Raw genomic sequence first — 14,325 nt, forward strand, 5'->3', positions numbered from 1 at the left:
CTTAGCCGGGTAGCGATTTACTGTCCGGCAAGTTTGTGGAACTGAGCGGCGCTGGTAATCGGTTCGGTCGGCAAATCATCGTAGGTTTCGCCAAACCATTTTTTCTGCAGTTCGGCCAGCTTGCCGGTCTCACGCATATGATTGATAAATTTGGTCATATAGGCCAAAAGCTCCGGCGAGTTTTTCGGAATGGGCCACGCCATATAACCCGGGCCGGAGACCGCCAGTCCCTTAGCAAACACTTTCGGTTTGGCTTTCACCAGGTCATTGACGGAAATCACCACGTTAATCACGTAATCGAGACGCTTATTAGCTAAATCGGCGTACGCTTCCGGGTAAGACGGATATTCCACCACCGGCCCGAGCTTGCCGCCGCTTTTCTCAATCATCGCCTTCAGTTCCGGTAAACGCGCTAATAACGCGCTGCCTGCCTGGAGGCCCACTTTTTTACCGCTCAGATCGGCAATGGTATTTAATGAATTATCACCCGCACGCTTAACAAAATAGTGTTGCGCGGAGGCCCACGGCGGCGTGAAATTAAATACATTGAGGCGTTCATCGGTGACCACAGCGCCGGTTAACGCCATATCATATTGCCCGGTAGAAACCGCCGCTAATAACCCGGTCCACGGTAAAATACTTTGCGTAACATTAAATTTGGCGTATTCACGCAGCGCCGCCAGCATATCTTTATTAAATCCATCGGCATTGCCGTTATTCATAAAGTTAAACGGTGCGTAGTCATCCTCGGTCGCCACTTTTAACGTACCGGATTTTTCAATTTCCGGTAAATCGGCGGCGGCCACCTGCAAAGAAAAGGTCATCGCCATCATGGCGGCCAGATAATACGAACCCATCGTTTTTTTCATCGTGTGACCCCTACTCAAATATGCCAGAGACGTTTATTCCGGCGTTGCAAGATGTGTGCCGACAGCGGCATTTTCAGACGCTGGCTGAAGACGTTTTTACTGTAAGGAGACTTTTTGCATTCTGAATAGAGCCAGTTTTCGCGTGCGCTTGTGGCAGACGATTTCAGGCTGGTACAGAAATTGCTGCGCTGGAGGAAAGCGAACAATCGGGAGGGGAGCGCATGATTCGGCACTTACTGCATGTGGATTTTGAGGCGCAACGCGGGTTGCAGGAACAGGTTCGCGAATCACTGATCAACGCGATTCTCGGCGGCATTTTTCCCGCCGACACGCCCCTGCCCTCGTGTCGGCAACTGGCCCAGCAGCTACAGGTTTCCCGTAACACCACCGCGCTGGTGTTCGAAAGCCTGGTCAACGAGGGCTACCTGATAAGCCGCCCGCGCAGCGGCTATTACCTTCACCCGGACTACCATGCGCCGCGCCTTTCCGCACCGACGCCTGCACCCAACGCCGCCGACAATGCACCATCATGGGGCAAACGGCTGAATATCACCCCCAGTCAGCAGGAGTCGATCCTCAAACCCGCCGGCTGGATGCACTACCGCTACCCCTTTATCTACGGCCAGCCGGACACCCGCCAGTTTCCGCTCGCCAGCTGGCGTTCAGCGGCCAACTGGCTGCACGGTGGCATGCGCGACCCGGCGTGGGTGGTGGACCATATCGACCAGGACGTACCGATGCTGATTGAGCAAATTCGCACCCGCGTGCTGCCCAAGCGCGGCATCGTTGCCGCGCCGGATGAAATACTGATCACCCTCGGCTCACAGAACGCGCTGTACCTGCTCACCCGGTTGCTGATGTCTCGCCAGACCCGCGTCGGCGTCGAGAATCCCGGCTTTCGCGAAGCGATTAACACCTTTTTACTCGGCGAAAGCCAGATAGTCCCGCACGCCGTCGATGCCGAAGGTATCGTGCTGAACGATACGCCATGCGACTACTACTACGTCACGCCGGGACATCAGGTGCCCACCGGCGTCACCATGAGCAAGGCGCGGCGCAGCCAACTACTGGCACACGCGACGCAGCACGATGCGGTGATTATTGAAGATGATTATGATTCAGAGAGTAACTTCCAGGCCAACCCGCTGCCGGCGCTGAAGGCCAGCGATCGCAGCGGGCGAGTCATTTACGTCAGCAGCCTGTCGAAGGCGCTGTCGCCGGGGCTGCGGCTAGGCTTTATGGTCGCCGACCCGGATTTGATCGATGAGGCCCGCGCGCTGCGCCGCCTGGTGTATCGTCATCCGCCCACCAACATTCAGTATCAGATGGCGCATTTTCTTGCCCAGGGCCATTATGAAACGCATCTGCGCCGCTATCGCGATGACTCCGCGCGGCGTTGGGACATGCTCAACACGGCGCTATCAACACTGCTACCGGAGTGCCAGCCGCTGCCCGGTAGTGAACATGCCAACGCCTTCTGGCTGCGCACGCCCGGCAATATCAGCACCCAGCAGCTGACCTGGCGTGCCGCGCATACTGGTGTATTGATTGAACCCGGCGCGCGTCATTTTCTCGACGCCGCGCCGCCGGATAATTTCTTCCGCATGGGATTTCACGCCATCAACCCCGACGCCATTGCGCCGGGGGTGGATGTGCTGCGCAACCAACTGGCACAGATGGGCTAGTCCGCCCGGCGATGCGCCCACTCGCGCAGGCGCTGGAACAGCACGTACAGAGACGGGATAAACAGGATGCCGATCACCGTCGCCACCAGCATGCCGCTGAACACCGTGGTGCCGATGATCCGGCGGCTCTGCGCCCCTGCGCCAGTGGCGAGCATCATCGGCATGATGCCGATAATAAACGACACCGCCGTCATCATCACCGCGCGGAAGCGGCGGGTTGCCCCCTCGCGGGCCGCCGCGACGATCGATAAACCGGACTGCCGCCGCTCGCGGGCAAATTCGACGATCAGTATCGCGTTCTTCGCCGCGAGGGCGATTAAGAGTACCAGCCCAATCTGCACGTACACATCGTTGGCGTAACCGGCGGCCCAGAGCCACAGCAGCGCGCCGCCGATAGCAAACAATACCGACAGCATCACACTCGCCGGCAGCGTCCAGCTTTCGTACTGCGCCACCAGGAACAGCCACGCCATCGCCACCGCCGCCAGCACAATCCAGATGGCCTGATTGCCAGTCTGCTGCTCCTGCCAGGACAGTCCGCTCCAGGCATAGTCATATCCCTCCGGCAGGTGCATCGCCAGCAGCCTTTCCATTTCATTCATCGCCGTGCGGCTGCTGACCCCTTCCGCCGCCGAGCCGCTCACCGACACCGACGGGAACTGGTTAAACTGCTGGATAAACGGCGCGCCCACGGTTGGTGTGATGGTCACGAGGTTACTCAGGCGCACCCGCTCGCCGTGGTTGCTGCGCACGAACAGCTCGCTAATCTGCCCGGCGCGCTCACGCCACTGCATCTCGTTTTGCAGCACCACGTGATAAACGCGATTGTTGATGCTGAAATCACCGGCTCGCGTGCCACCGAACGCGGTTTGCAGACTGCTAAAAATACGCGATACCGGCACGTCGAGACGCGCGGCCTGGTCACGATCAACGGTTAACGTCAGCTGCGGGACGTTGCTGCTCCAGGTGGTGAATACGCGGTTCAGCTGCGGATGCTGGTTGGCTTTCATCAGGATCTGACGCGTGACCTGCTCCAGCTCGGCGGCCGTTTGCCCGGCCTGGGCCAGAATACGCAGGTCGAAGCCCGCGGCGCTACCGAGGCCCGGCAGCGTGGGCGGCGCAAACAGCATAATATTGGCTTCCGGTAGCGCATGCAGCTGGCGCTGAAGTTCGCCCATCACCGTATCGAGCGGCGCGCGCTGCGACCAGTCTTTGAGCATCAGCGAGATAAACCCGCCGTTAGAGGCGCTGGTGCCGCTGAGAATGCTGAAGCCGGAGACCTGAATCACATCCTCGACTGCCGGATGCGCCCCCAGCAATGCGCGAGCCTGCGCCATCACCGCTTCGGTCCGCTCCAGCGAGGCCGACTCCGGCAGCTGCACGTTGGCGAAGACATAACCCTGATCTTCCTGCGGCAGAAAGCCCTTCGGCATGGTGGAGAAGCTCAACGCCACCAGCAGCGCGGCGATTAGTGTGGCCCCCACCGCTACCAGCGGGCGACGGTTCATCCATGCCACCAGGCGACCGTAGCCATCGCGGGTGGTGTTCAGACCCAGGTTAAACCACTGGAATAAGCGGACGGGCTGCTTCAGACGCGGACGCAGCAGTAGCGCGCACAGCGCGGGCGTCAAGGTAAGCGCAACAATGCTCGACAGCGTGACCGCCGTGGAGAGCGTAACCGCAAACTGACGATACAATTCGCCGACAATTCCCGGCAGCATCGCCACCGGCACAAATACCGCCAGCAGCACCAGCGTGGTGGCGATGACCGGCCCGGCAATCTGTCGCAGCGCCAGCGCGGTCGCTTCTTTACGCCCCAGCCCTTCGGCCATATGCCCTTCCACGCTTTCCACCACCACAATGGCATCGTCAACCACCATGGTCAGCGCCAGAATAATGGCAAACAGGCTGAGGGTGTTGGCGCTGTAGCCCAGCAGGTAAAGCACCGCAAAGGTGCCAATCAGCGACACGGGGATCGCCAGCGCGACAATGAGCGTCGCGCGCAGGCTTTGCAGGAACAGCGAAACCACCGCGACAACCGCCAGCAGCGTCAGCGCCAGCGACGTACCAATCTCTTTGATGGTCGCGGCGACAAACCGGGTGGTATCAAACTTCACTTCCCATTTCAGGTCCGCCGGGAAGCGGTTTTGCAGGCGCGTCAATTCGCTACGCACCACGTTTGCGACCTGTAAGGCATTGGCGGTTGGCGTCGGGTAAATCCCCATATAGGCCGAGTCCACGCCGTTAAGCTGTGCGCTGGAGCTGTAGCTACGCGCGCCAAGCTCAATGTTGGCCACGTCCGCAAGGCGCACCAGTTGCCCCTGCTCGCCGCTACGCACCACGATGTTGCGGAACTCATCGGCGTCGCTCAGTCGACCCAGACCGTTAATGGTCAGCGTTTGCTGCTGGCCGTTAAACACCGGCGGCGTACCAATTTGCCCGGCGGCCCCCTGCACGTGCTGCTCGTTCAGCGCCTGGGCGATATCTTCGCTGGTGATGTTCAGCGCGTTCATGCGGTCTGGCCGCAGCCAGATGCGCATGCTGTAATCGCGCGCACCGAACATCTGCACCTGGCCGACGCCGGGCAGACGCGCCAGCGCTTCGCGTACCTGGGTACTGGCGTAGTTACTGATCTGAAGCGGCGACAGGCTGCCGTTCGGAGAATAGAGGCTCACCCCCATCAGCAGGTTGCTGGCGCGCTTGCGCACCTGTACACCGTTCTGCTGCGCTTCCGTCGGCAGCTGCGCCACCGCCTGCGCCACGCGGTTTTGCACATCGATGGCCGCCATATCCGGATCGGTGCCCGCGGCAAAAGTCAGGTTCAGGCTATAGCCGCCGTCATCAGCGCTGGTCGACTCCATATAGAGCATGTGATCAACGCCGTTGAGCTGTGTCTCCAGCGGCGCGGCGATGGCCTCCGCCACATCCTGCGCGCTGGCGCCCGGCCAGCTGGCGCTGACGTTCACCACGGGCGGCGTGATTTGCGGGTACTGCTCCACCGGAATGAGCTTCAGCGCGACCGCACCGCCAAAGACCATCAGCAGAGCAATCACCATCGCGAAACGCGGACGACGGATAAAAAACGTCAGCATCCTGTTCTCCTTAATTCAACGGCTGTACGGCCGCGCCGTCCGTCAGACGCTGCGCGCCATCGGTGACCACGCGCTCGCCTGGGTTAAGCCCCTTCGCCACGGCGAAGGACTGCCCCTGCTGGCCGCCTAACTCCAGACGGCGCTGCCCGGCTGTATTCTCTGCCGTCAGTACCCAACTGAAATAACCGTTGGCATCCTGCTGTACCGCCGCAGCGGGAATCATCACGCTCTCGTTGAGCGTCTGCGGTCGCAGGGTTACGGTGACGTTGCCGCCGGGCAGCAACCGATGTTGCGGGTTGGCGAATTCGGCGCGAACCGCCACGCTGGCGGTGCGGGCGTCGATACGGTTATCCACCGAAGTCAGTACGCCATCTTCGCGTTTGCCGTCGAGGGTAATCTGCGCTAGCCACGCGGCCTTCAACGCGCGGATATCCGCATGCTGCCCGGCTTTGCTGTAAAATGCGGCTTCATCGAGCGCAAAACTCACGCGGACAGGATCGAGCTGCGCAATATCCACCAGCACGCCGCTGGCGGCGTTCACCAACGTGCCTACATGAAAAGCGCTGTGGCCGACGCGGCCGCTGATTGGCGAGGTAATGCGGGTGTAATCGAGCGTAATTTGTTGCGCCGTCACTCGCGCCTTCGCCTGTTCCACGGCGGCGGCGGCGACGTCACGCTGCATCTGCGCGGTGTCGACATCATTACGGCTGATCGAGTGGTTGGTTTTAAGACTCTGGTAGCGCGTCAGCAGTTGCTGCGCCTGACGCAACGAGGCCTGCGCGCTTTTCAGCTCCGCCTGCGCCAGCGCTAACGCCGCGCGCGGCTGGGCGTCATCCAGCGTGAACAGCAGGTCGCCTTGCTTGACGTCCTGCCCGTCCTGGAAGTGGCGCTGCACTATAGTGCCTTCAGTTCGTGCGCGGATTTCAACGGCGTGAATAGCCTCAACGCGGCCCGGCAACTGGCGCTCAACCGCGTGAGGCGCGCGTTCAACGGTGGCGACGCGCACCGGTACCGAGGCGAACGCCAGCGTGCAGCTGGCCAGCCCGCAGGCCAAAAAGGCGAGGCGGAAAGTGTTTTTCATGTCGGGGATCCTTGCGTGGCAAGCGCCCCTCTCCGACCGGAGAGGGGCAAGTCATCACGACTACGTGGTCTTGTGGAAACGGCGAGTCAGACGCTTTTCAACTTCCACCACCAGGAACATCGCGGCGCCAATCGCCAAAGTGATGCCCCAGTAGCGCAGCGGCAGCGCTTCGGTGCCGAACAGCGTCTGCATCAGCGGCAGGTAGATAATCGCCAGCTGTAGCAGAAGCAGCACGCCGGTCACCAGCCAGATGCCTTTGTTCTTCAGCAGCCCACGGTTCAGGGAGAAGCCATTGCTGCGGCAGTTAATCATGTAGACCCACTGCGCGGTCACCAGCATCTGCAACAGCACGGTGCGGGTAAACTCGGCGCTGTGGCCACGCGGCGCCAGCCATGCCTCAAGAATGAAGGCGGCGATGGCAATCATCGAGCCGACGAAGGCGACGCGCCAGACGGCAAACGCGTCCATCACATGCTGACCGGTTTTACGCGGCGGGCGGTTCATCACGTTACGCTCGGCGGCTTCAAACGCGAGGCCGAAGGAGAGCGTGGCGGACGTCGCCATGTTCATCCACAAAATCAGCACCGGCGTCAGCGGAATAATATTCCCCGCCAGCAGCGCGATAATAATCAGCAGCCCCTGCGCCAGGTTGGTGGGCATGATGAACAGAATGGTTTTCTTCAGGTTGTCGTAAACGCGACGCCCCTCTTTGACCGAACTGGCAATGGTGGCAAAGTTGTCATCGGTCAGCACCATGTCGGCGGCCTCTTTGGTCACCTCGGTGCCTTTGATACCCATGGCGATACCGACATCCGCCTGGCGCAGGGCCGGAGCGTCGTTGACGCCGTCGCCGGTCATGCCGACAATTTCACCGCTTTCCTGCAACGCTTTCACCAGGCGCAGCTTATGCTCCGGGCTGGTACGGGCGAAGATGTCATACTCCACCGCCGCTTTCGCCAGCTCGGCATCATCCATGTGCTCCAGCTGGTAGCCGGTCATCGCTTCGCTGCTGTTGCGGATCCCCAGCATCTGGCCAATGCTCATGGCCGTCTGCGGGTGATCGCCGGTGATCATCTTCACGCGGATCCCCGCGTTCTGGCAGGTGTGGATCGCATCGACCGCTTCCGGGCGCGGCGGGTCCATCATCCCGGCAATACCGAGGAACACCAGGCCGTCCTGCAGGTCGCTGTGATCGAGGGTTTTCTGCCCGACATTGGCGGGCTTGGTCGCCGCCGCCACCATACGCAGCCCCTGGCTGGCGAAACGCGCCATTTCTGCTTCCCAGTAGCTACGCACGAACGGCTCCACGCCGCGCGCAGTCTGCTGCTGCTGACACAGGGCGAAGAGGACGTCCGGCGCACCGGTTACCATCACAATCTCTTCGTCCGCCAGCTGGAAGTGGGTGGCCATGTACTTATACTGCGAGTCAAACGGGATCTTGGCGATCAGCTGCGTGTGTACCGGCTCCAGGCTGACTTTCGCCGCCAGCACCTTCAGCGCCCCCTCGGTTGGGCCACCGGTAATGCCCCAATGCCCCTGCGCGTCTTTCACCAGCTGGCTGTCGTTACACAGATCGATAGTCCGCAGGTATTTTTCCAGCACGGTGCGCGGCTGCACTTTCACCGGCTCGTTGCTGCCTTCAAGGTAGATATTACCGTGAGGCTCATAGCTGTCGCCGTCTACGCGGTAGCAGCTGTCGGCGGTAATCACCGCCTTCACGGTCATTTCATTCATGGTCAGGGTGCCGGTTTTATCCGAGCAGACCACGGTCATTGCCCCCAGCGTTTCCACGGTCGGCAGCTTGCGGATAATCGCCCGCTTGCGCGCCATCGCCTGAACGCCCAGTGACAGAATAATCGAGATAATCGCCGGCAGACCTTCCGGTACGGCGGCAACCGCGAGGCTAATCAACGACAGCAGCAGCTCGCCCAGCGGAATATCGCGCAGCAGCATGCTGAACACGAACAGCGCGACCATCATCGCCAGGATGATAGCGAAAATGGCTTTACCCAGCTTGTCCATCTGCACCAGCAGCGGCGTGCGGTGTTTTTCAATCCCCGCCATCATCTGGTTGATGTGGCCGAGTTCGGTCTCCTGGCCGGTGCCCACCACCACGCCAGTGCCGCCACCTGCGCTCACGGTCGTGCCGGAGAACACCATATTGGTGCGGTCGCCCAGCGGCAGTTCACCGTGCAGCACGTCAGTGTGCTTATCCACCACGGTAGATTCGCCGGTGAGAATCGCCTCTTCAACCCGCAGGTTATGCGCTTCAATCAGACGCATGTCCGCCGGAATACGGTCGCCCGCACGCAGCACCACGATATCGCCCGGCACCAGTTCGGTGGTCGCAACCGTTTTATGGCTGCCGTCACGAATGACCTGCGCGTCGCTGGAGAGCATATTGCGAATACTTTTCAGCGATTTTTCCGCGTTGCTTTCCTGAATGTGACCAATCAGGGCATTAATCACCGTGACGCCGAGAATAACAAAAGTATCAACCCAGTGGCCCATCACGGCGGTCAGCGCCGCCGCGGCCAGCAGGACGTAGATCAGGACATCATTAAAATGGGCGAGGAAGCGCAGCCACGCAGGCTTGCCTTTTTTCTCCGGCAGCGCATTCGGCCCCCAGGTGTTCAGGCGCTCCGCGGCATCTGCCCCGCTCAGCCCTTCTGGCTGGCTGTTGAGCTGGGATAACACGCGCTCGGTAGACTGCTGGTAGGCGTGCTCTTGCGGGTCGTAACCCGCGTGCGGCACATTTTTAGTATTCATCATTTTCGACACGATAAATTTTCCTTTTAAATTCCTGCAAACGGAAAGCCTGAAATCATTTCTGGCCAAGGCGACATCGTTGGATATTTTCTTAAGGCGAAGGAATATTATTTAACTCACAATATTTTCGCTTTTTAAATTTCAAAACGACATTCAGTTGATTTACTGACATTAATATTACAGAATATTCCTAAACCCCATCTAAACGAGGTCATTATGTTCGGAATCTACAGAGGACGCCGTCTGGCGCTATACATTGCACTGGCTATCGTGATTGCGACGCTGGTGGGATACAGTACCTATACTTTTGTAAAAATATTATCGTGAGCATGACGTTAATTTACGATTACATTATTTAATTTAAACCAAATCGTTATTTAACGACCTTTTCTGCGAATATATTCGTAGGCTTCATTATTTGTTTTAAATATTCAAAAAGAGTTTGTTAACATAGAAACATTGCGTTCCTGTAAAAATTACCGGAAAATAATATTTTTAACTAAAGATTAACACCGCATGAAGCATCCTCTTGAATCCCTGATGACCGCCGCAGGTATTTTGCTTATGGCGTTCCTTTCCTGTCTGTTACTTCCAGCGCCCTCGCTGGGGTTAACGCTGGCGCAAAAGCTGGTGGATACCTTCCACTTTATGGACCTGAACCAGTTTTACACCGTGCTGTTCTGCGTGTGGTTTTTGGTATTAGGGACGATTGAATATCTGGTGATTCGCTTCGTGTGGCGGCGCTGGTTTTCGCTGGCGGATTAACTGATACGCGAACGCCCTCCCCCAAGGGAGGGCGCTGGTGTCAATGTGCCCGTGGACGGTGATGGACTTTACGGTAGGCACCCGGCGACTGGTTAAACGTGCGGGTGAAAATGCGTGTAAAGGTCTGCTGGGAATCAAACCCGTACTTCAGGCAGATGTCATAGACCTTTTGATCGGTCGTGCACAATTCATCCGCCGCCAGATTCAGCTTACGCTGGCGGATGTAGCGCCCAAGGCTCTCCCCTTTATGCTGTAAAAACAGACGCTGCAGGTGCCATTTTGAATACCCCGCCCGGCGGGCGATCTCATCAATACGCAATGGCTGATGCAGATTTTCGTCAATCCATTCGACCAGTGTGTCAATCACCTGAGTGGCTAATTCAGTCATACACCCCTCCCCTCGTTTTATGACAGCCGGTGTTTATTCCCACCAGGCACGAAATGTTTGTGTTGGATTCGCCAGCCAAACCGGCTCGCCCTGCATCGGCGTTAACAACCGATACGCTTTATCTTTGCTGGCCTGCGCCAGCCGCTTGTACGGATCATCCCAGGTATGCTTCGCCAGCACGAAACGTCCGGCGTGCCCCGGCAGCACCCGCTGTGCATTCAGGTCCACCGCCGCCTGAGCGGTCTGCTCCGGCATCATGTGGATATAGCGCCAGTCCTGGTCGTACTGGCCATCTTCCAGAATGGCGACGTCCACCTTGCCAAACTGTTCGCCAATCGCCTTGAAGTGCGGGCCGTAGCCGCTGTCGCCGCTGTAATAAATCTTTTGCTCCGGCGTCACGAACATAAAGCTGGCCCACAACGTCTGGTTTCGCTTAAGGCCACGGCCAGAGAAGTGGCGCGCGGGCAGCACGTGGACGGTCAGCGCATCGCTGATGGCAACGCTCTGCTGCCAATCGGCCTCAGTAATCACCTCACTCGCCATGCCCCAATACCGCAGGTGTGACCCCACGCCTAACGGCACCACGGCACGCTTAACCTTCGGCATTAGCGCCTTAATCGTGGCGTAGTCCAGATGGTCGTAGTGGTCGTGAGAGATAATCAGCAGATCGATCTCCGGCATCGTCTCGGCACGCCACGGATAGTGGCCGTCAAACGCTTTGTTCAGAAACGAAAACGGCGCGGCATAGCTGCTGAATACCGGATCAATCAGAATACGTTTGCCCGCCAGCTGCAGATACCAGGATGAATGCCCCAGCCAGATCATCGTCTCCTGTTCGCTCGGCAGGCTGGCGAGATCGGTCGGCACCAACGGCAGTGGCTGCTGCGGGCGCGCATTCTCCCGCTTCGCGGTTAAAAACTCCCACCACGCCATCAGCATGTTCTTGTCGCCAGTAAACCCCGGCGTCGGCAAGGTGTTGTGAAACGCCCCGTCGCGGTAGTTTGGCGAGCGCTCAATCAGACTCTTTTCCGCCCCTTGCGGCGGCTGGCCGAAACCGGCATTCAGAACAAAAGGCAAGCTTGCTGCACTGGCGATAAGCATGATGGCAACCACACTGATGATGAACGGTTTCATTTCCTGACCCGTGACCGGCCTCATCCAGGAAGCCACACAAAAAAAGTTGATTATGAGTGAGTAGGCACTCATTATAGAAAGGAGGGGAAAAAATCGTCAAGCAATTTTCAAATTTTGACAATCGGCGTTGAAGTCCCTGGGTTCGACATGTTTCAATCACCTTTTTAACCGTCAGAGAGGTAAAGTGTAGTGGCTCGTCCGAAGAGTGAAGATAAAAAACAAGCGTTACTGGAAGCGGCCACCTGCGCCATTGCCCAATCTGGCATCGGCGCGTCAACGGCGTTGATTGCGCGCAGCGCAGGTGTAGCGGAAGGTACCCTGTTTCGTTATTTCGCCACCAAAGACGATCTGCTTAATGCGCTTTATCTGCACCTGAAAACGGACTTATGCCAGACCATGCTGGCATGCCTGACCGACACTGAATCACCAAAAGCCTTCACCCACAGCATCTGGAACAGCTACATCGACTGGGGCATTCTCCACCCTGTTGGGCATCAAGCCATTCGGCGCATGGCCGTCAGTGGGAAAATCACCAACGAAACGATACTGCAGGCCAGAGCGCTATTTCCGGAGCTCAATAAACTCTGCCAGCGTTCCATGCGCCCGGTATTTATGTCTGACGACTTCCGTGCTTTTGGCGATGCGCTGTTCCTGTCGCTTGCAGAGACCACCATTGAGTTCGCCAGCCGCGAACCCGAACGTGCAGATAAACTTAAGGCGCTCGGCTTTGAAGCCATGTGGCGAGCGCTGTCAGAGGATGAATAATGGACGGTAAAACGCTGCATGAAAAAGCGCAGGAATTTGCGCTAACCCTCCCCTTTTCTGAACCGGCCTGGCCTTTTGGCCCCGAGTACGATGTGTTCACGGTTGAGGGAAAAATCTTTATGATCAAGATGTCGCTGCGCGGCGAGCACATCGTCAATCTGAAGGTTGACCCGGAGCAATCGTTGCTGCATCAGACAATCTACCCGCACATTAAGCCGGGCTACCACATGAACAAAAAACACTGGATTTCAGTCTATCCTGGCGATGAAATCACCGTTGAACTACTCAACAGCCTGATTGAAGACTCGTGGAATCTGGTGGTAAACAAACTGCCAAAACGCGTTCAACAGCGCGTGCGTCCCGTTTGATTTTGCGTTAAATGCGATAAGTGTTATCGCATTTTCCACCCTTCTCATTTGTTAAATCGCACGGTACCCTGCTGTGATACAACGCACCGATTTGCGGTGCCTTTTATCATTCAGGAGTATTTATGGACATCGTTTCCGTTGCTAAAGCGCGCTATTCCACTAAAGCCTTTGATGCCAGCAAAAAGCTGACCGCCGAGCAGGCCGCCAATCTGAAAACCCTGCTGCGCTATAGCCCATCCAGCACCAACTCCCAGCCGTGGCACTTTATCGTCGCCAGCACCGACGAAGGAAAAGCGCGCGTCGCGAAATCCGCCGCTGGCGGCTACGTATTTAACGAACGCAAAATGCTGGATGCTTCCCACGTCGTGGTGTTCTGCGCCAAAACGACAATCGATGATGCCTGGCTGGAAAAAGTGGTCGATCAAGAAGACGCCGATGGCCGTTTCGCCACACCGGAAGCCAAAGCCGCTAACCACAAAGGCCGCACCTTCTTCGCCGACCTGCACCGTAAAGAGCGTCACGATGACGCGCAGTGGGCTGCCAACCAAACCTACCTGAACGTCGGCAACTTCCTGCTGGCTATGGGCGCCATGGGTCTGGACGCGGTGCCGATTGAAGGCTTCGACGCCGAGGTTCTGGACGCCGAATTCGGCCTGAAAGAAAAAGGCTACACCAGCCTGGTCGTGGTGCCGGTTGGCCACCACAGCGTAGAAGACTTCAACAAAGCGCTGCCAAAATCTCGTCTGCCGGAAGAGACGGTGATTACCGAGATCTAATTTAATCGGCCACTCCCCGGCCTGGCGCAGCCTGGCCGGGAAATTTCAATACAGTAAAATTTGTGGATGTTTTACGCCACAAGCCAGTGCGTAGCGCGTCAGCGTATCAAGGCTCGCCCGCGTCAGCCCTGCATAACCACGCCACTGCGCGAGCATGTCACGCAACTTCTCCTGCCGTTCCTGCGTATCAAACGCCGCCATCACATCTGACCGTTCCAGCATTTCCTCTCTGACATCGGCATGAACAAGAATTCCGAACACGATTATCGTCCCTGAGTATTAGCATATAAGGCAAATTGCATTAAAGGCTAATTCACCCTACTCCGGCGAATATCAAAATTCAGACTCCTGCTTCAAACATGGCTAACGGGATTTCACCACCGTCGTTTTTTGAAAGACAAAAAAATACTGATATGTTCTCATATTTCTTTTGTCATATAGGATATATAAAAATGAACATTTTGAGCCTTTTCCGTTCCGCACCAGTTGCAAAGCTTCCTTCTTATACCAGTTCAGAAATTAGTCATTCTGCGAAAAAGTTTATTAATGAACTGCAAAGCATTAGGAATACGGCGGAGACTAAAGGGAGTAAAGTTTCATCCATGCTCCATAAAACAGAACATTATGCTGGTA

Annotated in this window: 13 protein-coding genes; 6 read left to right on the plus strand and 7 right to left on the minus strand. The window is 57.4% G+C overall.

Annotation, left to right across the window (positions count from 1 at the left end):
- Positions 1–17: 17 nt before the first annotated feature.
- On the minus strand, positions 18–869 hold the full coding sequence (locus NNN71_RS10795; RefSeq protein WP_064548113.1) for a transporter substrate-binding domain-containing protein: 852 nt from the start codon (positions 867–869) through the stop codon (positions 18–20).
- Between the two features lie 221 nt (positions 870–1,090).
- Between NNN71_RS10795 and pdxR the strand changes: the two genes are divergently transcribed.
- Positions 1,091–2,554: a MocR-like pyridoxine biosynthesis transcription factor PdxR gene (gene pdxR, locus NNN71_RS10800; RefSeq protein WP_271458469.1), complete on the plus strand. Its 1,464-nt coding sequence runs from the start codon at positions 1,091–1,093 to the stop codon at positions 2,552–2,554.
- Here the strand turns inward: pdxR and NNN71_RS10805 are convergent.
- The 3 genes from NNN71_RS10805 to NNN71_RS10815 are packed head-to-tail and all read right to left on the minus strand — an operon-like array spanning position 2,551 to position 9,508.
- Complete coding sequence (locus NNN71_RS10805; RefSeq protein ID WP_271458470.1) at positions 2,551–5,646, minus strand: efflux RND transporter permease subunit; 3,096 nt, start codon at positions 5,644–5,646, stop codon at positions 2,551–2,553. The two genes, pdxR and NNN71_RS10805, sit on opposite strands and share 4 nt — an antisense overlap.
- Positions 5,647–5,656: 10 nt before the next feature.
- Entirely contained in the window at positions 5,657–6,727 is a 1,071-nt protein-coding gene (locus NNN71_RS10810; RefSeq protein WP_271458471.1) for an efflux RND transporter periplasmic adaptor subunit, read from the minus strand.
- 60 nt (positions 6,728–6,787) lie between these two features.
- Positions 6,788–9,508 (minus strand): cation-transporting P-type ATPase, encoded by a 2,721-nt coding sequence (locus NNN71_RS10815; RefSeq protein ID WP_442910510.1) that lies wholly within the window; start codon positions 9,506–9,508, stop codon positions 6,788–6,790.
- Positions 9,509–10,012: 504 nt separating this feature from the next.
- On the opposite strand from NNN71_RS10815, the gene NNN71_RS10820 reads away from it, so the two are divergent.
- Positions 10,013–10,261 (plus strand): DUF1158 domain-containing protein, encoded by a 249-nt coding sequence (locus NNN71_RS10820; protein WP_163447707.1) that lies wholly within the window; start codon positions 10,013–10,015, stop codon positions 10,259–10,261.
- 40 nt (positions 10,262–10,301) lie between these two features.
- On the opposite strand, the gene NNN71_RS10825 is transcribed toward NNN71_RS10820, so the two are convergent.
- A complete protein-coding gene (locus NNN71_RS10825; protein ID WP_167576436.1) occupies positions 10,302–10,649 on the minus strand; it encodes a RamA family antibiotic efflux transcriptional regulator in 348 nt (115 codons plus the stop codon).
- A gap of 33 nt (positions 10,650–10,682) precedes the next feature.
- On the minus strand, positions 10,683–11,783 hold the full coding sequence (locus tag NNN71_RS10830) for an MBL fold metallo-hydrolase (RefSeq protein WP_442910511.1): 1,101 nt from the start codon (positions 11,781–11,783) through the stop codon (positions 10,683–10,685).
- Positions 11,784–11,972: 189 nt separating this feature from the next.
- On the opposite strand from NNN71_RS10830, the gene NNN71_RS10835 reads away from it, so the two are divergent.
- The 3 genes from NNN71_RS10835 to nfsB all read left to right on the plus strand — a co-directional run bounded on the left by NNN71_RS10835 (position 11,973) and on the right by nfsB (position 13,692).
- Positions 11,973–12,548 carry a TetR/AcrR family transcriptional regulator gene (locus NNN71_RS10835; RefSeq protein WP_163447710.1) on the plus strand — a complete coding sequence of 192 codons (576 nt, stop codon included), beginning with the start codon at positions 11,973–11,975 and terminating at the stop codon, positions 12,546–12,548.
- Entirely contained in the window at positions 12,548–12,916 is a 369-nt protein-coding gene (locus tag NNN71_RS10840; RefSeq protein WP_163447711.1) for an MmcQ/YjbR family DNA-binding protein, read from the plus strand. The genes NNN71_RS10835 and NNN71_RS10840 overlap by 1 nt, the downstream gene beginning before the upstream one ends.
- 122 nt (positions 12,917–13,038) lie before the next feature.
- Positions 13,039–13,692 (plus strand): oxygen-insensitive NAD(P)H nitroreductase, encoded by a 654-nt coding sequence (gene nfsB, locus NNN71_RS10845; protein ID WP_271458474.1) that lies wholly within the window; start codon positions 13,039–13,041, stop codon positions 13,690–13,692.
- A 45-nt stretch (positions 13,693–13,737) separates the two neighbouring features.
- On the opposite strand, the gene NNN71_RS10850 is transcribed toward nfsB, so the two are convergent.
- Positions 13,738–13,953 (minus strand): hypothetical protein, encoded by a 216-nt coding sequence (locus NNN71_RS10850; protein ID WP_271458477.1) that lies wholly within the window; start codon positions 13,951–13,953, stop codon positions 13,738–13,740.
- Positions 13,954–14,051: 98 nt separating this feature from the next.
- On the opposite strand from NNN71_RS10850, the gene NNN71_RS10855 reads away from it, so the two are divergent.
- A partial coding sequence (locus tag NNN71_RS10855) for a hypothetical protein (RefSeq protein WP_271458475.1) occupies positions 14,052–14,325 on the plus strand: 274 nt, incomplete at its 3' end.

The organism is Kluyvera sp. Awk 3 (assembly GCF_028069715.1).
GTDB lineage: Bacteria > Pseudomonadota > Gammaproteobacteria > Enterobacterales > Enterobacteriaceae > Kluyvera > Kluyvera georgiana_A.